The sequence below is a fragment of the Candidatus Cardinium hertigii genome (assembly GCF_050864915.1).
GTDB classification, from domain to species: Bacteria; Bacteroidota; Bacteroidia; order Cytophagales; family Amoebophilaceae; genus Cardinium; species Cardinium hertigii_D.
The window spans coordinates 57,919-80,925 of record NZ_JBOZWY010000004.1; the positions used below are offsets into that span (position 1 = coordinate 57,919).

19 protein-coding genes and 3 pseudogenes are annotated in these 23,007 nt (G+C 29.9%); 13 read left to right on the forward strand and 9 right to left on the reverse strand.

The genetic code is table 11. The annotated features are described in order from the left end of the window. The first annotated feature begins 38 nt into the window (after positions 1-38). From ACRRVD_RS03230 to ACRRVD_RS03240, 3 genes are all read left to right on the forward strand, one after another. Entirely contained in the window at positions 39-695 is a 657-nt protein-coding gene (locus ACRRVD_RS03230; protein ID WP_432461738.1) for a VapE domain-containing protein, read from the forward strand. Between the two features lie 327 nt (positions 696-1,022). Beyond that, positions 1,023-1,946: a ParA family protein gene (locus ACRRVD_RS03235; RefSeq protein ID WP_432461705.1), complete on the forward strand. Its 924-nt coding sequence runs from the start codon at positions 1,023-1,025 to the stop codon at positions 1,944-1,946. After that, positions 1,915-2,769: a ParB/RepB/Spo0J family partition protein gene (locus ACRRVD_RS03240; RefSeq protein WP_432461706.1), complete on the forward strand. Its 855-nt coding sequence runs from the start codon at positions 1,915-1,917 to the stop codon at positions 2,767-2,769. Before ACRRVD_RS03235 ends, ACRRVD_RS03240 begins: the two co-directional genes overlap by 32 nt. A gap of 220 nt (positions 2,770-2,989) precedes the next feature. On the opposite strand, the gene ACRRVD_RS03245 is transcribed toward ACRRVD_RS03240, so the two are convergent. The 4 genes from ACRRVD_RS03245 to ACRRVD_RS03260 form a co-directional block, all read right to left on the reverse strand. Then, the gene (locus ACRRVD_RS03245; RefSeq protein ID WP_432461707.1) at positions 2,990-3,178 is read right to left on the reverse strand and encodes an Rpn/YhgA-type helix-turn-helix domain-containing protein; all 189 of its coding nucleotides are present in this window, start codon (positions 3,176-3,178) and stop codon (positions 2,990-2,992) included. Beyond that, positions 3,162-3,344, reverse strand: coding sequence for a hypothetical protein (locus tag ACRRVD_RS03250; RefSeq protein WP_432461708.1), 183 nt, complete (start codon positions 3,342-3,344; stop codon positions 3,162-3,164). Before ACRRVD_RS03250 ends, ACRRVD_RS03245 begins: the two co-directional genes overlap by 17 nt. A gap of 225 nt (positions 3,345-3,569) precedes the next feature. After that, on the reverse strand, positions 3,570-3,905 hold the full coding sequence (locus ACRRVD_RS03255; RefSeq protein ID WP_432461709.1) for a PD-(D/E)XK nuclease family transposase: 336 nt from the start codon (positions 3,903-3,905) through the stop codon (positions 3,570-3,572). Between the two features lie 682 nt (positions 3,906-4,587). After that, positions 4,588-10,032: a transcriptional regulator gene (locus ACRRVD_RS03260; protein WP_432461710.1), complete on the reverse strand. Its 5,445-nt coding sequence runs from the start codon at positions 10,030-10,032 to the stop codon at positions 4,588-4,590. An 82-nt stretch (positions 10,033-10,114) separates the two neighbouring features. On the opposite strand from ACRRVD_RS03260, the pseudogene ACRRVD_RS03265 reads away from it, so the two are divergent. Next, positions 10,115-10,189 (forward strand): annotated as a pseudogene (locus tag ACRRVD_RS03265) (IS6 family transposase); the annotation flags it as partial. Between the two features lie 4 nt (positions 10,190-10,193). Here the strand turns inward: ACRRVD_RS03265 and ACRRVD_RS03270 are convergent. Next, a pseudogene (locus ACRRVD_RS03270) lies at positions 10,194-10,721 on the reverse strand (DUF4158 domain-containing protein); the annotation flags it as partial. 237 nt (positions 10,722-10,958) lie between these two features. On the opposite strand from ACRRVD_RS03270, the gene ACRRVD_RS03275 reads away from it, so the two are divergent. Continuing rightward, positions 10,959-11,552 carry a recombinase family protein gene (locus ACRRVD_RS03275; RefSeq protein WP_432461711.1) on the forward strand — a complete coding sequence of 198 codons (594 nt, stop codon included), beginning with the start codon at positions 10,959-10,961 and terminating at the stop codon, positions 11,550-11,552. A 67-nt stretch (positions 11,553-11,619) separates the two neighbouring features. Here the strand turns inward: ACRRVD_RS03275 and ACRRVD_RS03280 are convergent, their stop codons facing one another. Beyond that, complete coding sequence (locus tag ACRRVD_RS03280; protein ID WP_432461712.1) at positions 11,620-11,892, reverse strand: tyrosine-type recombinase/integrase; 273 nt, start codon at positions 11,890-11,892, stop codon at positions 11,620-11,622. Between the two features lie 792 nt (positions 11,893-12,684). Next, the gene (locus tag ACRRVD_RS03285; RefSeq protein ID WP_432461713.1) at positions 12,685-13,014 is read right to left on the reverse strand and encodes a helix-turn-helix domain-containing protein; all 330 of its coding nucleotides are present in this window, start codon (positions 13,012-13,014) and stop codon (positions 12,685-12,687) included. A gap of 156 nt (positions 13,015-13,170) precedes the next feature. On the opposite strand from ACRRVD_RS03285, the gene ACRRVD_RS03290 reads away from it, so the two are divergent. The 7 genes and pseudogenes from ACRRVD_RS03290 to ACRRVD_RS03320 all read left to right on the forward strand — a co-directional run bounded on the left by ACRRVD_RS03290 (position 13,171) and on the right by ACRRVD_RS03320 (position 21,136). Then, entirely contained in the window at positions 13,171-13,443 is a 273-nt protein-coding gene (locus tag ACRRVD_RS03290) for a SymE family type I addiction module toxin (RefSeq protein ID WP_432451618.1), read from the forward strand. A gap of 569 nt (positions 13,444-14,012) precedes the next feature. Continuing rightward, positions 14,013-15,005 carry a ParA family protein gene (locus ACRRVD_RS03295; protein ID WP_432461714.1) on the forward strand — a complete coding sequence of 331 codons (993 nt, stop codon included), beginning with the start codon at positions 14,013-14,015 and terminating at the stop codon, positions 15,003-15,005. 10 nt (positions 15,006-15,015) lie between these two features. Then, positions 15,016-16,158 (forward strand): hypothetical protein, encoded by a 1,143-nt coding sequence (locus ACRRVD_RS03300; RefSeq protein WP_432461715.1) that lies wholly within the window; start codon positions 15,016-15,018, stop codon positions 16,156-16,158. Positions 16,159-16,569: 411 nt separating this feature from the next. Continuing rightward, complete coding sequence (locus ACRRVD_RS03305; protein ID WP_432461716.1) at positions 16,570-17,505, forward strand: Rpn family recombination-promoting nuclease/putative transposase; 936 nt, start codon at positions 16,570-16,572, stop codon at positions 17,503-17,505. 431 nt (positions 17,506-17,936) lie between these two features. Further along, positions 17,937-18,251 (forward strand): plasmid mobilization protein, encoded by a 315-nt coding sequence (locus ACRRVD_RS03310; protein WP_432461717.1) that lies wholly within the window; start codon positions 17,937-17,939, stop codon positions 18,249-18,251. Between the two features lie 472 nt (positions 18,252-18,723). Then, positions 18,724-19,440: pseudogene (locus ACRRVD_RS03315) on the forward strand (relaxase/mobilization nuclease domain-containing protein); the annotation flags it as partial. Between the two features lie 166 nt (positions 19,441-19,606). Beyond that, entirely contained in the window at positions 19,607-21,136 is a 1,530-nt protein-coding gene (locus ACRRVD_RS03320; RefSeq protein ID WP_432461718.1) for a type IV secretory system conjugative DNA transfer family protein, read from the forward strand. Between the two features lie 390 nt (positions 21,137-21,526). Here ACRRVD_RS03320 and ACRRVD_RS03325 read toward each other — a convergent pair whose 3' ends face one another. After that, the gene (locus tag ACRRVD_RS03325; protein ID WP_432461719.1) at positions 21,527-21,727 is read right to left on the reverse strand and encodes an Rpn/YhgA-type helix-turn-helix domain-containing protein; all 201 of its coding nucleotides are present in this window, start codon (positions 21,725-21,727) and stop codon (positions 21,527-21,529) included. 270 nt (positions 21,728-21,997) lie between these two features. After that, on the reverse strand, positions 21,998-22,294 hold the full coding sequence (locus ACRRVD_RS03330; RefSeq protein ID WP_432461720.1) for a PD-(D/E)XK nuclease family transposase: 297 nt from the start codon (positions 22,292-22,294) through the stop codon (positions 21,998-22,000). 413 nt (positions 22,295-22,707) lie between these two features. On the opposite strand from ACRRVD_RS03330, the gene ACRRVD_RS03335 reads away from it, so the two are divergent. After that, on the forward strand, positions 22,708-23,004 hold the full coding sequence (locus ACRRVD_RS03335) for a recombinase family protein (protein WP_432461721.1): 297 nt from the start codon (positions 22,708-22,710) through the stop codon (positions 23,002-23,004). Positions 23,005-23,007 lie beyond the last annotated feature (3 nt).

Sequence of the window (23,007 nt, forward strand, 5' to 3'; positions counted from 1 at the left end):
AAAGTTATTTCTGTGAGTTCTTATGCCCATCTTCTCTTATAAAGTATTATAATCCTAATCCCGTTATAAGTAATGAAAAAGATGCTCAAAAATCTCTTATTAGAAATTTTATAATAAATCTAGATGAACTTCATCAATTTCGAGGTAATTCAGAAATGCTTAAGAATTGGTTGTCCCAACGTTATATAAATGTACGTTTACCCTACCAGGAGGATGAGACAACGTCTTCTCGTATCGCATCTTTTGTAGGTAGTACGAATGATGTTGAGTTTTTGCGATCAGAATCTGGTTATAGTAGATGGATTAGTTTTGAGGTAGATTCTATTGATTTTTTAAGTGACGCAACTAGGTATATAGTAGAAAAATCTTGGGAACAGGCTTATTTTTTATACAAATTGAATGAATTCAGTGGTGAATTAAGTGAAGAGGATTTATCGGATTTAAAAATTCGATCTGGTGATTTTACTACTAAGTCCACAGAGGCTGAATTAATAACCCAGTATCTTTCACCTTCTACTAAATTTGAAGGGGAGTTTATGACAGCTACAAATATCCTTAGGTATTTACAGAATATAGTTGGAACTGCTATTAGGCTAAACACTAAGTTGGTAGGAAGTGCAATGAGAGAAGCAGGTTTTGAAAGGTTAGTTAGTAGAAAACTATATGGTTATTTTGTAAATAAAACTGGTGAATAACTCATTTTATATATGATTAATATAAGTATATTTTAGACTTATAGTTTCTCATTTAGGTGTGGTAATTTTAAGATTATATACGTTATTCATATATAAAATATTGTTTTTATCACGATTGAATTAGATAGTTTTGTTTCTAATAGTGTTATAATTCTGTATAGTATGTAATAACACATTTATGACTTTTCATGTTAATTTCGTAATTAATAAATCGAACTTAAAAGTTCGCCGCAGCGAACTTTTTTATATTTATAATAAATGATTGATATTAATAAAGATCGGTTGAGTATCAGATATATAGAAATATTGTCCAGAATAAATGAGAATATGCTTGGTGAGTATATGGATTCTAATTCTTTAAGTAAATTAAAAGATTATAAATTAAAAAATAAAAAGTTTTCTATACATGATAGCCGTAATATTATAAAATCTGTTCGTTCGAATAAAAATCTTCCCATATTAAATAAAAAATTTGCTTTCTATAATTTTAAAGGAGGTGTAGGAAAGACCAGTATTTGTTTTCAGTTATCTTCACATATTGCCTTAATGGGCTATAGTGTTTTAGTTGTAGATGCTGATCCTCAGGCTCATTTGTCTACTTCTTTTGGATTACAATCTGATAGTTGTTTTTTAACTTTATACGATCTACTTACCAATAAAGCTTCCTTTAACGATGTAAAGAAGAATATATTTTTAGGATTTGATCTTATACCTTCAAATTTATCTTTGACCCGTATTGAATCTATTTTTTATGATAAAAAACAGTCATTTAACAAACTTTCAGAACAATTATCATTAATAGAATCTGATTATGACTTTATATTTTTAGATACTAATCCAACGGTTAGTTTTCTAAACAGAAATATTGTTTTCTTTTCAGATGTAATTAACCTTGTATGTGAAACACAACCATATAGTTTAAATGGTTTAAAAATATTGCTAGAGGATTTAAATAACTTTTATACTCATTCAGGAATAATTCCTAAATGTATGCATATTATACCAAATAAATATGAGTATAGAACGATTAGTTCCGCAGAGTCAATGTCTTTGTTGAGAACATATTATAAAACGTATATTAAAGAAGATTTCGCTGTAAGGAAGAGTGAAGATTTTAATATTTCTGCTAAAATAGGTAAGCCCTTGGTACTTTTTGCTAAAAAAAACTCTATAGCTTTAGAAGATATACTAGATCTGACTTTTCATCTTTTAGATAGATATGCTTATGGTAATAATATCTATAAAAAGTAGGATAACTAAATTAAGTGATAAAATGGCTAGAAAGATAAAGTACAAAGAAATATCAGAAGATATGAAAAAAATAGCTAAACCAGTATCAATACCTTCTTCTAGACCTAGTATTGGATTGGATAAGTCAGTAGGAGAATTTTATTTTTTAAATGTTGACCAAATTGTTCCTTTTAAAAATCAAGCTAGGAAGTCATTTGATAAAGAAGATTTATCTAAGTTGGCTGATTCAATAAGAGAGCATGGTATTTGTCAGCCTCTTACAGTTATTAAAGAATCAAGTGGTAAATATGAAGTTATTAGTGGCGAAAGAAGATTGAGAGCTTCTAAATTAGTTGGTATTACTAAGGTTCCTTGTATAATATTGAAAGATACTCAGCATTCAAATTCTATTGCTTTAATAGAGAATATACATCGTAATGACCTTACTCCAATAGAATTGGGGATGGCATTTAAAAAACTATTAGAATTTTCGGTTTTTGAAAGTCAAGAACATTTAGCTAGGTCAATATCTATTTCTAAGGGAACTGTTTCAGAGTATATTTCTTTTTCTGAGTTTCCTGAAGATATAAGAAATAAATTGATTGATCATAATATAACTTCTAGGAATAAACTTAGAAATATTACCAAAGCTTTAAAGAAAAATGATATACAGAAAATAAATAGTATTATATCTGGTTCTAGTGATCAAAATAAGTTTCCTATTCTTCAATTTTTTCTTTTTGGTAGTGATATTATAGTAAAAGATAAGGGGCTAAGAAATATAGACGATTTAGTTAAACAAAAACTAAAGTATGCATTACAGGAGTTTATTAATACTCTATAAAAAGTTCGCCATGGCGAACTTTTTATAGAGTATTATGTAGATCTTTCATATCTATTCTTAATATGACCTATATTTTTGGTTTGTCTCAAAAATATTAAAAACCATGAGTTTATGATATTTTGTTTTTTGGGATCGGAATATGATATAGTTTATGGAGTATTTTAAGTGGGTATTTAGGTTGTCTTAAAAAAAGGACCGTTTGATGAGACAGAATAAAAATCTATATAATAGACTGAATATCACAATAATGTAGTCCGGTAATAAGCATAATATCTTCTATAGAGTAGCCTTTAGAAAGCATTGTTTTAGCTATTTCTAACTTACCCTCTAACTTACCCTCTAACTTACCTTTTTGTTCTCCTATTCGGATTCCCTCTTCTCTACGCTCTTCTCTAGATTTTTGTTTCATGTAATCTTCTACAGCTGATTATCCTGATGCGCTTGATCTCTTGTTCATAGGTAAACAATTCTTTTTCTGACCAGTTGAATCTATTTAACGCTTCATAGCGCGTTGGATAACTAAAATCAGAGCCTATTAGTTTTTTTAGGTCTTCTTCACTTGTAGAAGGAGCCATGCTTAAAAAAGTAACACCACTTTTCTATAATAGTAAGAGTCCTTCTATACAGCTAATATTAAATTTGGGTAACTCTATAAAAGTGAATGAAAAGTCTTTTAAATCTCTTTCATACGTTTTTGCGTCTAGAATAACATGATTAGATAAGTAATCTTTTTATCAGGAAATATACATAATCCGTAATAGCTATAAGATCACTGCTTTAGAGATCTTGGTATCTAGCTCCTAATTCTTGGCCTGAGTTGAGTTGCCTGGAATAGGGCTTAGAGGCATAATACTGGGCTCTTTTTTCAAAACCTTTTGAGGGAAACCTGCATCTCTACAATTATTTGCTTCCCATACTGGTCTGTGCATAAGACATCTACTACACTTTCTTTCTTTATATGCAATATCTGGATCCTGAATCGTGGATAAGAATGTAACTTTTTCTACCTTATCTGAGGCCTTTAAATTGAGCACATCATTGATAAAGTGGATAAGAATATCTTTATGTTTTTCGCTACCAAATATCTTACGAAAGGCTACGTCGTTCTTGGGACTTAAAAACTTTGAAGTTACCATAGGGATATAGAAGAGCTATCAATCATGTCCTTCAATATAATAACTTTAGGATTATAGTATGTCTATACTTCTAGAAAATAATTTAACGTCTCTATTCCTTCGATACTTTGTATAAGTTAAAACGAACGTTAAATGATAAACATTTTGGGTATATTATATACCTTATAAAACCACTACAAATGTTAAGTCTTACGGTATAATTTATGTTAAAAAGATAACAGATGCAAAATTTTAGCTTATTTGGGGTCATATTTGAGGGCTTCAATAGATGACCTGTTATTTATAAAATCAAACGCGACAGAACCACCTATGCTACCTTATACTTAAATTGTTCACAAGATGAGTTAAAGGATTCCCCAGATCCATAAACTTATGTTATTATTAGGGATTGTATTCCATAATGTAAACCTGTTGTCTGACCATATCCTATATTATTATTATAGGTAAAGATGACATAGAATGGACCAGATTTTGATAAACTGAAGCGTTTGCACTACATTCTTGACCATCAGATTTCTCTAATTCTTTTCCCTGGTAATTACGATCTTCAGTAGATTCTTTTAGGTCTTTTGGAGATATCCTCTATAGGCTAATGCTTGAGCAGACTCAATATGCGTATATTTTCTTTCTGAATAGTACGTTTCTGTATTTAACACCTGTTTTAATCGAATAAGGTAGTCACTTATAATAAAGTACTATTGCTTACTAAATTATTTTCTATACTATTTATATTAGTAGATGATTTATTATCTGAAATTCTTGGTAACGATGGTGGTAATTCTATAGAATAATATTCAATATTTATCATTTTTACATAAAGTAGATTGTTATCTAACATATTTAGGCTTTCTTGATAAACATTATTTCTACCCTTACTAAACCAATTGGATATTCGACTTATTGGGTTAAATGACATTAAACTCCTACCCAATAAATCAGCTATATTTTTTATAATTGACTTATCCATATTACTACTAGATCCACTAGTTACAGGTTGAAATTCTTCAACATCATGGTATGGATCTATACTGCGACGTTTTCTATGATTATGAATTTGATCAGATGTTCTAGTAAGTACTATATCTTCTACGATAGTATGATCTGGTAAATAAGAATAATCTAAATTATTACATACTTCTTCACCAGATTTGAACTCTATATATTCGGCTATTCCTTCTAACTCGAGATCTATAATATGATTTTTATATTTTTCTAGTGTTGAAAAGTTACTATTTCTATATTTAGAATCAATTTTTACATACCACGTAGTATATGGACTAAGAAAAGAATCATTATTTTCAATTGTAGTAGTGTGGTAACTTTTATCTTTAGGTATACCATCTCCAGTCCTATCAAAAGTATAACTCATATATGTTGGAGAATTTTTAATAATAAATATTTTATTATGACATTTATAATGATGATCACCCAAATCCTGCATGACTATGTTAAAATCTGCTAAACTTTTATAAAAATTTATTTGATCTGATTCCGAACTATTTAATAAATTTAATTTAAAACCAATATGAATTTTTTTATACTTAACTAAATATTGATCAACTCCATTTCTTATGTCAGATTTTAGTATTACACCTCTACCTGATAATAAATCTTCCATTATTATTTTATTTTCATGACCGTTCCAAACAAAAAATGCTCTTTGTGTTCCATGTAATTTATTATTAAATTCTCCATTAATATGTATGTACTTATTCGTACCATTTTTAATAAAATTACTATAATCATCTAAATTTTTTTTTAAATCTTCTACTACATTTTTTATAAAATATTTTACTAAATTATTAATATCATTTTTGTTTATCTGAATGGAATCTGGTAAATTATTCTTTTTGATATATAAATGTGAAAATCCTAAATATTTTTGCTCAAAACCATTTATAAAAATTTCATATTTATTTAAAATAAGGTTAGTTTGTATAGTAACTTTTAACCTATCAAGAATATTTTTTAAGTCTGAATTTTTTATACAGCTTTCTAAGCCTTTATCACTGCTTACCTGCTTAATCAAATATGCGTATGATTTATCACGTTCATAATATTTTATATTATCATATATTTCAATAGTTTTAAATATGCTTTCTTGTAACTTTTCAATGTAAAAAAATATTTCTTCTTTTTTATCAAATAATTTGTAAATTTTTTCTATTTCATATTTAAAATATTTAAAATATTTTTTTATCTCCCAATTTAACATATAGATATTAATATGATAATTTTTTTTTAAACTTTTTTCAATTTTTGAAATAAAAATATTTATGTTTTCTATATTAGGAAATATAATTTTGTATGCATAATTTTTATTATTATATAATACATCTTTTGTATCATGTATTATGTTTATAAAATTAGAAAATTTACTAATTTTTTCATTATCATTTTTTATTTCATTGTAAATATCATAAGATTCTTGAAAAACAATTAATGAATTTTTAAAATTATTTACAATAAATAGAAAATCTTCAAAATTTATATCTTTATATATATCAATATTTTTATATATATTTGAAATATTTGTATAAAACAATTTTATTGTTTCTTCAGTTGTATTTAGTAAATTATAACTAATATATTTAATATTTTTTATTTCACTAATTTTATTTTCTAATTCTTTGTTATAATATGATATATTACTTTTTAGTTCAATAATATTTTCTTGATTAGAATAATTTTCATTAAAATTTTTTAATTTTTTTTCTGTATTTTCTAACAGATCTTTTAAAGATATTATTGGAATAAGTATTTTATTTTTTATTAATAAATTATATTCATTTAGGTTATTTAATGTATTTAATATTTTATTTTTTTCTTTACTTATATCCAATTCACTGGAAATTAAACCTATTCCTATATTAAATCCAGATTCTATTAATAAAATTGTAGAATTTGCTAATCCACTAGAAAGAACAACAAATAAAGTTCCAGTCTCGATAAAATATAAAAATTGTTTCAAGTTTAGTAAATTTTTAATTTTTTTTATAATAGATTTTTTTTCATATAAATTATCTTGATTATCAAAAATAAATTTCAATGTATCATTAATAAGTAAAGTATTTTTACTTTGTATGTCATCAATGTTTTGTAAGGTCTCTTCTTTAAGTTGTTCAATGAAACTTTTAGCCAGATTTATATCTCTGTCTATTTCTTGGTTATATTTTTTTATAGATTGATCTAATGAATATATATATTCGATATCTTCCAAATTTTTTATATCAACTAATATTCTATTCAAATAACTTGATGTATTTACAATTAATTCACTTTGATAATATCGATCTATTTTACTTAAAAGAGCGAGAGCTAAGTAACGCAATACTTCTTTTTTATCTGAACAACTTTCATAAAGTGTCATATTATCGCTATATTCATATACTCGATCTAATAAATATTGATAAAAGGGTAAAAAAGAAATATTCTTATTTAATTTAGCGTAATCTTCTTCTAAAATTTGAAAGTCATTAACTAATGATGGTACATCGTACAAATTTCTAATATCTTTATTGTAATCTAAATCAGAAAGAAAACTTTTTAAATTAGATTCATTTATATTACCAACTAAATTTTCTCTTGCATAACGTTTATACGTATTTATTGCATCAGCAGGATATCCAACTACTTGTTCAGGTTCTCTTATTCTATCGGTATTATTACCGTCAACGCCAGGACTACCTGGTAAAGCAAAAAGATTTGAAGGTTTCTGATTTATTTTTTCCCAATAAGAATAGCATAAGTTATCAGATAAATTATTATAATGAACCATTATGTAACCTACTCTAATTACGTCTCCATTTCTACCCCCAATCCCACCTTTACCTCCAATACCATGTTCTCCCTGAAATCCTAAAGAACTATTAACTATAATTTCTGGTTCAGTGCCTAATCCAATGATGTTAACAATTCCTAAATAGCCTCCCGATCCACCAGATCCTCCGTTTCCTCCATAACCACCTTGAGTACCATTTTTACCATAAATATTGTATTCAGTACAATTTATACGATTACATTTATTATAATTTATTTTTTTATTTAAAAACGTGTATTGTAGTACTTGTTTGCAATCATCTATATCCGATGATTTACATAATTTTATATCGCCAGTAACACACTCATTATAGTAATAATTAATAAGAGGGACTCTAATTTTTTTTTCTTCTTTACCACCATTTCCATCTTCTCTATAACAGTTTGCATAAGATAAGATACTCTCTAAGATTCGTACACTATAGTTTTTATCTAAAGGAATTTTAGGAGGTATTCCATCTTTACCACCATTTCCATCACTTCCATCTTGTCCTTTACCACCTTTACCACCATTAGCACTAATGGTTAGATTACTAGAATTAATAAAAGTTTTTCCTATAACTAAAATATTTCCAGCAGAGCCACCTGGTAATCCAGGCAAACCATCATTCCCACGAGATCCTGGACCAATCGGCTTACGTGCTATTTTATTAGAATGATCTACTCCAGGCTCACCATCTAATATTATTTGATGATTACCTATAACCTCTAGTTTTGGTGATATTATATATAAGTTTATACCTGTTTCATTTAAACTAGTGTCAATAAATGTTTTATCTAATGCAAGTATTGTTATATTTTTCGATTTTTCACTACAGTTATATTTTTTATATTCCTTAATATCACTTATCCTAATATATTTTCCTTTTACAACTAAACTCTCATTATCACATGAGAATTTAGTTGTATTTTTTAATGTCCAATCTAATGTTTTATTTAAAAAAGTAAGTCTTCTTGGATTTAACGGAACGGTGTCAATAATACCAGTTTTCTTCAACCTATCAGAATTGGAAGCGAAATTAATGGCAAATTGATGTATAACATTATTGATGTCTACCGTTGCATTAGCGTTAAGAAATATTTCAATTTCAGCCTGAACATGATTTAATACATCTTTATATCGATGAGTATCTTTCTGTACATAATATTCTGATAACCAAGTATATAGTTCATTTAAAAAAATATACCAATTTTTTACAATATTAAGATCATTAATAACATCTTCTAATCCTTTCAAAAAGTTACATTCTGATAATTTACACGTATTTTTATCTGATATATCCTCATTATCTATACAAGAATAATTATGAATATCCATTAAAATCTCTATAATTTCATCGCTATGTGTAACATATGATAAACTTTCATTAGAAATAGTACCATTAAAATTAGTAACAACTTTGTTTAGGAAAAACTTAGTTCTAACAGAAGAAGAATCGAGTTCTGATTTAATCTTAACAAGCATATTGATTCCTTTTTCCAATTGATTAATTATCTCTTGGAAATTATTTGATCGGTTTTCTATAGAAAGAATATTATTTTTTATTTCTTCTATAAGGGTTTCCTGTATATTTGTACATAGTACATTTACCAAATTAGATATATTTCTATCATTTTGTGTTATAATTGTATTATCTAATGCTATAGCAGAATCAGGGGTATTCAAAACAAAAACATCCTTATCCCCTCTATTATATGTTTCGAAAAAAAATTTAAAAATTTTCTTCTGATCAAAAGAAAAAATTACTCGGCTTGTGGTTGGTTTATTATTAGGCTCTTGGAATAAACTAGCAATAGTAGATTGTATATTTTCCTTGGATATCCCTATACAATTATACTTATTATCAAATGTTATTACACCTATATCTAAGCGATCTAAAAGTGGTAAATTAACTTTATTCCGAAACATTGATACATACGTATAAAAAGAACTATTTTCGAAATTTATCTTTGTTAAGTTATTACAACTGATGGCAATAACTAATCTTGCATTATCATAATTTTGAATTATTTCATTCATATAAATAGCGCAATCCCAATCAATAGCATGACTTAATAAGTCACAATAATGAAATATTATGTTTTCCTTAGGATCTACGACTAGTGAAGGAAAAACAGAGTTCAAACTAACAGTAGTACTATTTTCAGTATTATAAGAACCTGTATACATTACTAATGTCAAATGATCTTGCGTATCATAATAAGAATTATTTCCTTTATTATCAACAATATATAAATTATTATCTTCCTGATGACGTATGTTAGTATTCCACCAACTAATCAACCGATCTTTAGGTATAGTGAACATAGTAGTAGTATTTTAACAGGTTCTGTCGCATCTGTTTTAAGGGAGCGGTTATTTTATTAATTTTAGTTAAAAATTGACTAAAATGTTTACTATTACACCAAAATTATTTCGGTATTTTAAAGGATTTTGTTCTTCACCCGAGTTAATCCTTCTATTTCAGATTTATCACCAGCAGCCATGGCTTTTGAACAGGTTCGCTCCAGTACATCTATAGTTGGAATAATCACACTATTCCGATGCATATACTTGATAAGTTCTTGCGCTATAATAATACCTTTATCAGTGCGCATTGCAAGTGGAATTAGATACGAAATACAATCATTTTGAATATGTTGTGTAAATTTTTTCAATCCTAAGTATCGGTACAGCTCTACTAAATGTTCTCTGCGAGTAGTGTCTCGGCCTGATGTATAATCCTGCCAAAGTTCATCTGATAAATTAAGTCTTCTAGCTATGTACTTGAGTAAAACACTGGAAGGTAATGATTTTTTATCTGGAGTAATACCTATGTTTCTCAAGTAACAAAGCAAAACAGAAAATCCAAGCCTATTGCATGGCTTACGGTGCATATTAATAAATTCCAAATCCTGTGCACTGAAATAAACCATTCGGGTTAGGGTAAGTTCATCTTCAGGTAAAGCTAATAATGATGATCTTTCGGACTGGGAAAAAATTTGTCTCCTGGGCATATAGTTTTCATTGATAATTATTTTATAAATTAATTTTTATGTAAATCCTTATCTCCTAAGGGTACACCTCAATGAGATAATCAAAATACAACATTATCGCATTAATGAGATAACCTATATGCGATAGATTCAATGATATAATTTATATGAGATAATTTAACTAATCAAAACATGTTCATAAGGGCTTATTTGAGAGCATCAACAAAAGATCAGTCTGCTGATTGAGCAAAAGATATAATGGATCAGTTTGTGCACGAAAGAGGATATAAAATTGCCAGTTACTATCGTGAAAATATTAGTGGAACAAAACTGGAAAGACCAGAATTAGCACGATTATTGACCGATAGTCATCCAAATGATATCTTACTCATAGAGCAAATGGACCGATTAACTAGGTTAACAAACAGTGACTGGGAAACACTAAAAACAAAGATTCAACAACATCAACTCAGAATTGTTAGTCTGGATATACCTACCTCTTGGCAAGCGTTAGATAAACAACAACCAGATAAAAATGATCCAGTAACACAGGCCGTAATTTCCTCTATCAATAATATGATTATTGATCTAATGGCCACAATGTCTTATAAAGATTGGATAAGCCGTCTAAATAGGCAAAAACAAGGAATAAAAAAAGCATATGAACAGGGTAAATATAAAGGAAAAAAGGCTGATCATGAGAGACACAAAAAAGTTATATACTATAGACATGTCAAAAAACTAAGTATACAGGAAACTGCATATGCTACCGGGTACAGCAAGGCACAGATATGTCGTATTCAACGGTTGAATATATTAAATAATTTAACAGATGAGCAAAAAAACTTTTAACTTTTTAATAAAAATTAATATCCTAAAATCTTTCTAAATCAAACTATTTAATAATATAGATAGAGCCTTAACGTACAATAATTTCCCATATCCAAGTTGACCCCTGTATTTGCGCATGATTTTGCCTAGTACCCTCATATGGTCCACCTTTACCAGAAACACGGATTGCTTTTTGCTGCCATAGGATTTGCTCTGTAGTAAGTCCACACAATTCGGATACTCTTAACCCTGTATCTAATAAAGTCCATACGATTAATTTTTCTTGAACAGTTTCACAAGCCTGACAGAGCCGATCTGCTTCCTCAAATCGTAAAGGTTCCCTTACATATTGATACCCCATGCTATGCTATTTCATTTAAGTTCGTAAAGGATTAAAATTTACGAATTTAATTCGTTATTTATGAAATCAGTAATTACTTTGTATGGATTACAATATAATAGATAATGAGTTATAAAAGATCATTCGATTTTTAGATTCATTTTTTGATAGTATAGTGGCCTGAAAAACTGGACAATATTTTATAAATATTGTCCAGTTTTTCAGGCCACTATACTTAATGCAACGATTTTATCGGCTCTCTATGAACATTATGAAAAAAGCGATTCAACGAAATGCCAAGAAATCATCCGATGGTCGCCAATCTCTTGGCGGTTTGTAAATCTGATAGGAATGATAGGAAATTATGAATTTTATAGAAAATATAAAATGATTGATATTCGAATGATTATAGAAAAATTAATAAGAGAAAATGAAATCCACGATTATCCAGAATCAGTTGGTTAACAAGGAATTAATAACTAAAATCAGACAAACCGGTCTTTTAGTCAAATGACCCCACTATGGAATACAGGCTATATTATATAGAAACGTCTATCGATTCTATTAAGCGCAAAGTACTCAAAATAAATAATGAATTATTAGCCCACCCACCTGAATTAGGATCAGAATGTGAGTAGTTATCCTTAATACCATAGATTAACTAAATCCCTTTGGGCCTAAAATAAAAACAGTAATTTCCTGATGATTCGAGTCTACTAGTCCAAAATTATTTTTACTACAAATTTTAACTAAAAACATAAAAAATGTATGTATACAAAAAATAAATTATTGAAAATGAAAATAAAATAATTATTAGCTATACTCTTTCTTATTTTTAAAATCTCGTATCATGGCATCTAAGGTTATAAAAAGGTAATGCTTATCCTTATCATCTAGTTTAGATATCTCCTGCATCCTAACCATCATATCTTTATCTAATTCAATGTCTGAATTTCCTGTCAAATAGTCCAAAGACACTTCAAGAGCCTTTGCTATTTTAACAGCCATCTCTATAGTAGGCCTTACCTCATCACGCTCATACCTACCATAAGCATCCCCATTAATACCTATTTTTTTGCCTAAATCTGATTGAGACAACTTTTTTCTTTTTCTAACTAAGGTTAATCGCTCTCCAAAACTCATTTTTTTATGTGACTTAATAGATATTAATTATGCAACCAATGAATATACACACAAAAAATACTTAATAAAAACATAATACTATTGTATAGTACATACATGTTTATTATTTTTACTACAAATATGTATTATTTATACTATTTCAGTAAAACCAATATCATGTCCATATTTATTGATAAAATAGTCCGTCGAATAAAGATTCAAAAATTATACCGGTCTGGTAAAGACGTTCCAATTATTCGTTTGGAAGGGAAATGGATAAAAAGGATAGGATTTGAAATAGGCGAAATAGTGACTGTTAATATTAGAGAACGATTACTAATCATAGAGCCTACAGAAAAAAATATGAAGGAGATAGTCAGATATAAAAGTCATTTAAGTGCGGTCAAAAAAACATTAAAAGGAATTTCACAAGAACTTGAAAATATTTAAAAGATAAAATACTTACATAAGTCTGATACCTTTTATTACTTATAATTTTTATCTATTTGGTAGTCATATTAGTAGTCTATTTAATAGTCCTATTAGTAGTCTAATAGCAGTCTATTTGATAGTCACATATATACTATTGGTAGTCTATTTAGTAGTCATATATATACTATTGGTAGTCTATTTAGTAGTCAATTTAGTGGTCAAACTAGTATATTAATTTCCTGACTAGAAGCAGTTATGTAATACAAAAATTATAAATCTAATTTTAAGTATATAGCTGATAATCAAATTATAAATTTGATTAATATTAGCATTAACAACAAGAAACCAGTTCATTAATTTTATTTGTTTAGTAGTCAAATTAGTAGTCAAATTAGTAGTCAAAACAACTCGTTATAGTAGTTATAATTACTACCAAAAAAATAAAAAATAACTATAACTAGCGGGGGGTATTAAATTTGTAAACACATCAAAAAATTATTTAAAGTCTTGCCAATTTGTTATTTATAGTTTAAGTTTATGTAGTTATTTTTTTATATCACTTAAACCATATTGAACCGTAAATTTAGATGCATCCAAAAATGTTAGCTATAGAAGCAGCCGGTATATTGGGCGTTAGCGTCCAGGCTATTCATAAACAACTCAAGTCAAAAAAATTAGCCTACAATAAGCTTCGCAATAGGGTTTATTTTGAATACGAAACAGCTATAAAAATGTTTGCGCCATATAAACAACCCTGTAAAGTTGTTGTGTTTGTTTTGGTTAAGGGTGGTGTAGGAAAGTCAACTTTATGTCGCGAAACAGCTATACGTGCAACCTTAATGGGTAAAAAAGTTTTAGTTATTGAAATTGATCACCAAGGGAACTTGACTAAGTCTTTTGGTATCAATGCTAATGACTATCCTGTTTTGATTGATTTATTGGATGATAGTCTAATTAAGATAACGAACTCTACAGTTAATGTGCTACCTGGATTAGATATTTTGCCGAGTCGTTATGATAACTCTGTGCTTGATAACTTTATTATGTTAAAGCAAGTACCGCTTCAGAAAGTACTCAAGTCCAAGGTTGATCCTTTACGTTCAGCCTATGATCTAATTTTAATAGATTGTCCACCTTCTTTAGGTCAATCTATTTCTGCTGCTGTGCTTACATCTGATATGGTTGTTCTTCCTACGACTCCTTGTGACTTTAGTGATTCTGGTATTGATATTACGGTTAACGAGATTAACCGTATGTGTAATGATCACGATATTCCGAAGATTCCAATGAAAATTATTCTGAATCAGTTTGATAATAGAGAGAAGGATTCAAGAGATACCTATTCTGATTTAATTAAACACCATCAATATGGTGAAATGATGTTTTCTGGTTATATCAGGAAGTGTAAGGAAATTGAAAAATACAGAAGACGCAAATCAACGGTATTTGATAGTACTGCAAGCACAGCAGGTAGGGAGGATATTGATACTTTTACGCGTGAACTATTAGAAATGCATAACTTGAAAAGTAACCATATTGCGTCCCATTTGACTAATCCAGAAATCATAAAAGGTTATTAATATATAAATTATGACTTCCCCAGTTTTTACCCAAGATGGAACCAAGAAAAAGTTTATGCCTAAAAGAAGGGCCCCTTACTTGCTTCAGAATGAAGTTATCAATCAAGGTATAAATAAACCCATTAGTTCAATAAGGGATTCTTCCCAGACGTTAGATGATACGTCTATAAAAATAGTAGTTAGTAAAAGTAGTGAAAATAAACTGGTCGATAAAGGTCTAGAATGTAGTCAAAATAGCATCAATACGAAGTTGAATTATCATGAAGAAGTCTCTAAACTTTGTGGTATTCAAAAACGCATGGTTAGATATTTTGTTAGTTGTTGTACGGTTAGAGGAGAATCTGTTACAGGTCCAGTAACGATTGAAACTTTGTCTAGTGTTACCAACACAACTAAAAAAACCTTGAGGAAAGTTGTACAAAGGATCATTGAAAAAGGTCTTATGGAACGGGTTGGTGGCAAAACTGGGAAAAGTGGTTTTTCTGTTTTTAGGTTCGATAAGGCGTTCGTTAATGCTTTTAGGTTGCAATTAGATTTAGAAAGTGGTCAATCCTTTAAGAATACTTTATCCTTAGTGAAAAAAACTGAAGATACAAAAACTTCCTTAAATGAAAATCATTCTTTACCCAAAGAATGGCAAAATATAGATTGTAGAGATCTTGAAGAAATAGGATTTGGCATTCCGCAAATTCGTCAAATTTATAGTAAAGGTACTAATACAGCAGACACCATTCAAACTTCTATTGATCACTTTTCTTTTGCTCTTAGGAACAAATCTGGAATATTGAATAAATATAAAAATAAATTGGGAACGTTTATGTCTGTTTTACAAAAAGGTGGGGCTTGGGTTGAGCATGATTATATGTCTCCTCAGGAAATAGCACTTAAGAAGTTGGCTAAACAAAGAAAAGATAGGTTAGAAAGATTAAAGAATTTAGAGAAAGACTTTTTTTCTAATGCGTTTGAGTTATGGTCATCCGGTTTAACAGAAGCAGAAAAAAACGAAATAATTCCCGATCATGTTAAGAAAGCACCTTTTGCTAAGGATATACAAAAAATAATAGCTTTAAAAAGTTATTTCAAAGAACATTTCTGGAAGAGTAATATGCCAAATGAATTGAAAAAAATTAAAGAAGAAATGAATATATTATAGTTCTTCATAAAATTGAGGCTGTAGTATCTAGTAATCTGGTTAAATTCTATAAAAACTGTCTACCTTTCAGTGTTCAAATTTAAGGGAACAGCATATAATGGAAAGCCTTCAATTCAGTACAAAGTATCTACTCAAACCTTAGGCAAGAGATACTATTCAAAGAATAAATCATGCAACTACATAGGGTCAGAAAACTAGAAAAAGAAAACGATAAGATCCTTTTTAAGAAAAAAATAAAAGTCTCTAGAATAGAAAGTAAAAAACAGTGAGAGTAGAAAATAAGTATAGAAATCGCTAAGTTAATTCTCCAAGAAGATGATCCAGTAGAAAAGATCATGCGCTTCACTGGTTTATCTGAATCTGATATACAACAGGTTCTTTAATTTTTAATCCTATGAACTTATTAATCAGATGACTAAGAAAAAAAATAAAGAAGATGGCGTAGATAAACCGCATGATACGGTATTTAAGAACACGTTTTGCAATAAAGAGGCTATGCTAGATTTCCTAGCTGCTAATCTACCTAAAGATTTATTTTTAAAAATAGATCAGGAGGCGTTACGATTAACGGATAAAAGCTTTGTGGATCCAGTTGGCAGAAAAGGAGAATCTTATTTAGTGTTCATAACCAATATAAATGGAAAAGAATGTTACCTGTATGTCCTCACGGAACACCAATCTACTGAGGATAGGTATATGGGTTTAAGATTTATAGAGTACAATGTGCAGTTGCTTCGCCAGCATCTAAAAGAAAACGGGAATGTATCTCTTCCAGTCATATTAAATATATGCATATATAATGGAAGAAAACGTTATAAAGGATCCAATAGTTTATTTTCAATGTTTACTGATCCTAAGTTAGCGAAATCTTGCATGTTTGACAAGTTTCATTTGGTTGATCTCTATAGTACCTCTGAAGATGAACTACTTAGCTATAACAAGGCTGCTTTTGCAGCTATGGTTCTAAAACAAGGTATTTATAGAAAATTTAATCAATGGTTTGCTGATCATATAGGCTTAATTGTAGATCTATTGGAAAAAGGCCATATTAGCTATGCTGATCAAGTTTTTTTGTATATGTTGAAGGTAGATGATGATCCAGATTTACTTGAAACCATTAAGCAATCTAACCCTAAATTAAATCAAATTGCCATGTCAGTAGCGGAAAAATTAAGACAAGAAGGTGAGAAAAAAGGAAGACAGGAGGGTGAACAAATGGGTCTCGAAAAAGGCAAGCTGGAGCGAAACATAGAAATCGCTAAAGCTATGCTTCAAGGCGGCGAATCTATAGACAAAATTATCCGTTTTACTGGATTATCTGGCCTCCAGATTCATGAACTTGTATAGCTCTTTTCTAATGGATTTAGTTTAGAATTATCTCTTACTTCAGCTTACATATTTTAATTTAAATGCCCCTATTTTGAATGGACTTTGATCTAATCAATACACACCTTCACCTTTAATACTTTCTAATAATTCTCTGTTGTATAATTTCTATAGCCAACCAGCTGGATGTAATTCTCATTTTTTTAATGTATATCCTGTAAACAGATCTAACCATGAATTCCTTATTTGGTAGTAAATGTATTTTTTAAATGTCTTTTCAAGACGTGTTTTTGTTACACAAAAACCCCCTCTTGCTCCTTTCGGTCGATTTGTATTCATGTCAAGTTTGTTTAAATTACTGATGTAGTAAGATTTCTTTTGAATGGCTATCTTGTTTCTTGAAACCTGTTTTTTAATGGTTCTTTCTCCCTTTAACGACTTATTATTTCCCCATGCGTCCCAAACAACCTACCCATAAAAGCGCCACCTTATCCATTCGTCTTTACCCTACAGAAAAAATAGCCCTCAAATTATTGGCCAAAAACTGTGGATTATCATTGAGTGATTATCTACGCAAAACAGGTCTCCATCAAAAAATTAAAAGCCGCTTCACTCCAGAAGAATTATCCATCTATCAAATGCTAGTAGACTATAGAAACCATTTTAGTCGCATCAGTAACTTTATTAAAGATCAATTAGACTTTAAAAAAGAAGTACAACTCGTTATAGAAAAAATAGACCATCATCTTAATAAGATCCGTGAATGAACCTCAAAAACAGTTCCAACTTGAGTCAAAAAGTCCTAATCGAAGTATTGGTTCAAGAAATAGAAAGCCTCAAACGTAGTAAGAAAGATTATGAAAAAATCTTATCTACTACTACCGACCAGTTCTCAAAGGTTAGAGGAATTAACAATAGACCATTCCATTAGATATAGGGCCCTCTGCAAAAAAGAACATGAAAATATTATACATTACCCTAAAAAACATTTCATTTCCATTTCCATTTTGTTGTGTCGGGAACCTTGATTCTATCTCTTGTTGGTTGGGTCTATTTTTAAGCAGTTGGTATAAATTATATTCAATATATCCAGCGCACCGATTAGAAAAAGGCCTCTTAAATTAACTATTATATACTTACAAAGAACGATCCCACATAAACAGGAAAAAAATGATTGGCCATAGGTAAAAATATTAGTCCACATCAGCGCCAGCATCTCCCTATGCCCAAAAAAAAGAAAAAGGTGTATTATTAGATAAAAACATTGTATCAGATACCGCTTATGGTGTTGCTAAAGAGTTTAAACTATTTCAAGATATGAATAGTAGGTGTGGACGCAATGCCCTTTCTTTTGTTATTTCTCCTACTATAGCAGATGGTCGCCAATTATCTCATGCAAACTTACAATCTATTAACCATTCTTTTTTAGACAAAATGGGCTTAAAAAATCACCAATACATCTCCTTTGTGCATTCTAATAAGGCCCACAAACACATTCACCTTTATGTCAATAGGATCAGTAATTCAGGAGAGGCCTATAAAGATAACTACATCAGCAATCGTTCTTCTCGCGCTGCAGAAACCATTTCCTATGAGATGGGTTTAACTCTAGCTAAAGATGTGCAACATGCTAAAACTAGAGATAAGCTTATACAGCATTCTGCTATACAAAATGTTAAAGAACTTGCTAAGTCTGTATTAAAGGATCATAGTATCCATTCTGTAGATGCCTTTAGCAAATCCTTTAATAAGGAAGGTGCCCCTTTTCATATGCGAACCGAAGCCTATCACAACAAACAGGGTGATTTTCAAGGTTTACGTTTTTATATCACCCAATCAGGAAAAGAAGAACGATTTAAAGCCAGTGAAATAGATAGATCGCTATCCAAACAAAATTTCATGAGTATTTTAGATAAGCGTAAATCACTAGGGCGAACTATGGATTTATTTACATGATTTTCAAATCTTATATAGTATGATAAAGTTTATTTTAAACATTTTTATTAGGATATTTCATCGTGATAGAAAAAATATTTTGCTTTTTCTATCAATATTTATTCTTCTATTTTTTATTACTTTTTATGACATCTTCGTAGTATACTATTTTAAAGGCAAACGCATTATGCCTTCCTTCATGACCTATAATAAATGGTCATTATTGGCTATATTTTTGACCTTCCTTTTGCTTAATCGACTTATTCCTGACACTTCTGATCTACCATCCGATGATAAGCAGTTTTTGAAAAGCAGTACACATGATAACTATAAAAAGAAGCCATCTATTGATTGCTTTACCTGGAAGATTCATAAAAAATACTTTGTGGTATTGGATAGCCTATCTCAGGGTATATATATAGAAGGATCTGCTGGTTCAGGAAAATCAAGCTCGGTGATAGAGCCTATTATTTATCAGGCTGCTGATATGGGTTTTGCTGGATTTTTATATGACTTTAAGGGTAATCCACCCACTTTGTCTGCCCATATGTATCAGGCGGTTCTTGGTAAGAAAACCAAATTCGCCCATATTAATATTACAGATACGCATTTATCCCACCGTTGTAATCCCTTACACCCAAGCTATTTACCTTTTAAACTGTATGCTCAGGAATATGCCAGTGCCATACTGAAAAACTTAAATAAGGAATGGGTGCACAAACCAGATTTTTGGTCAGATAATGCAATTGCATTTTTTAGTGCTATTATATGGTTTCTCAAAAAGCATCATGGAGCGTTATGTTCCTTACCACATGCTTTATTGGTTGCCATGAAGAACTATGAACAAAGTATTGCTTTACTCTCTTTAGATAGGGAAACACAAATCATGATAGAACCTATCTATACCGCTTACAAAAGTAATGCAGAAAAACAGCTGTCTGGGATATTCTCTTCCTTGCAATTGCCCTTTAATAAAATATATACCAAGGAAATTTTTTGGGTGCTTTCTGGTCATTTTGGGGATCAAGATACGGTTGATCTAGATGTTAGTAATCCTTCTAATCCAACTATGTTAACTGTTGCTAACGATCCTAGGTTAAGCGACTCTTTATCTTCGATTATCGCACTTATTGGTGTGGTATGCATGAAACATATGAATCAACAGGGTAAACATAAAGCTATATTCCTGTTAGACGAAGCCCCTACGCTATTTATTCCTGGGTTAGAAAACCTTCCCGCTACTGCTAGATCTAATAATGTATCTACGATTGTATGTGTGCAAGACTTTGAACAGCTTAAACATATGTATGGAAGCAGTCAAGCAGAAATTATTAGAAATAATTTGGGTAACCAGTTTTTTGGTATGACCAGCAATTTAACAACTGGGGCGTATGTATCTAAAATGTCAGGGTCTTACACAAATATTAGAACTTCTATTAATATGTCAGATAAAAACGATACGGTTACTAAGTCCCTAGGCAAGGAGTCGTATCTGGATCCTAGTCACCTAGCTGCTCAGCCTCCAGGCCATTTTATCATAAAAGTAGCCGGGAATAAACCCCAATTTATAGCTACCTATCTGAGTAATGCTAAGTATGAAATAGGTAGTATACCGAGTAATGTCGATGGTGGGCTAGAGAGGAAAGTTGAGGAGAATTGGGAGAGAATTCATAGTGAAGTAGACGAAATATTTATTAAACATGATATAAAATTATAAAATTCTTTTTGTATATAATTGCTGAAAATAAGTCATTAATTTGAAATTTTTTCTAATCCTAATCGTTAAACACGATTAAGATAGCAAGCTAATGGGAAAGAAATTTAGACGTGTTAATAAATATGCAATAGATATACTCTTGGGAGATACTCTCCCATTTGATTGGTCTCTATCTCTTTGAGGAATGAATAAATGAGACTTGTGTTTATGTACTTTACCAAGTAAAGTACATATGAATACTTCATCGTGGGAGACTAAATGAATAGCATATATAATGAGTTTACGATATTTTGTTTTTTAAGACCGAAATATGATATAGATAATTAACTACTCTAGTGGGCTATTTAAGGTGTCTTAATAAACGACTGTTTTCTGAGACAGAATAAAAATCTATATAATAGAATGAATATCAGAATAATGTAGTCCGGTAATAAGCATAATATCTTCTATAGAGTAGCCTTTAGAAAGCATTGTTTTAGCTATTTCTAACTTACCCTCTAACTTACCCTCTAACCTACCCTCTAACTTACCTTTTTGTTCTCCTATTCGGATACCCTCTTCTCTACCCTCTTGTCTAGCTTTTTGTTTCATGTAATCTTCTACAGCCTATTATCCATGATTCGCTTGATCTCTTGTTCATAGGCTAAACAATTCTTTTTCTGACCAGTTGAATCTATTTAAGGCTTCATAGGCACGCTTGGATACCTAAATCAGAGCCTATTAGTTTTTTAGGTCTTCTTCGCTTGTAGAAGGAGCATGCTTTAAAAAAATAACACCACTTCTTCTATAATACTAGAGAGTCCTTCTATACAACTGATATTAAATTTTGGGTAACTCTATAAAAGATGAATGAAAAGTCTTTTAAATCTCTTTATACGTTTTTGCGTCTAAGAATAACATGATTAGATAAGTAATCTTTTTATCAGGAAATATAACATAATCCGTAATAGCTATAAAGATCACTGCCTTTAAGATCTTGGTATCTAGCAACGCTATTCTTGTCCCTGAGTTGAGTTGCCTGGAATAGGCCTTAGAGGCATAATACTCGCGCTCTTTTTCAAACCCTTTTGGAGGGGAAACCTGCATCTCTACTATTATTTGCTTCCCATATTGGTCTGTGCATAACACATCTACTATTACTTTCTTTCTTATATGCAATATCTGGATCCTGGAATCGTGGACAAGAATGTAACTTTTTCTACCTTATCTGAGCCTTTAGATTTAGTACATCATTGATAAAGTGAATTAAGAATATCTTTTATGTTTTGCCTACCAAATATCTTACGAAAGGCTACGTCGTTCTTGGGACTTAAAAACTTTGAAGTTACCATAGGATATAGAAGAGCTATCAATCATGTCCTTCAATATAATAACTTTTAGGATTATAGTATGTCTATACTTCTAGAAAATAATCTAACGTCTCTATTCCTTCTATACTTTGTATAAGTGAAAACGAACGTTAAATGATAAACATTTTGGGTATATTATATACCTTATAACAATATTACAAAATGTTAAGTCTTACGGTATAATTTATGTTAAAAGATAACAGATGCTAAATTTTAGCTTATTTGAGGGCTTCAACAGATAAACAAGATGTGACGCACCAAAAGTATGAAATACTGGAATATGCACGGGGGAATAATCTCAGCGTTGATCAATATATTGAAGTGACGATATCATCGACAAAAAATAGTAAACAAAGAAGAATTGATGAATTAACCAAAAAATTATCCCTTCACGATACATTAATCGTTACTGAACTAAGCCGGTTAGGGAGAAGTACAACCGAAGTGGTTGATCTGGTTAATACCTTAATCAACCAACAAAGTACGAATTATCGTTATAAAGCAGCATCTAGATTTTAATCG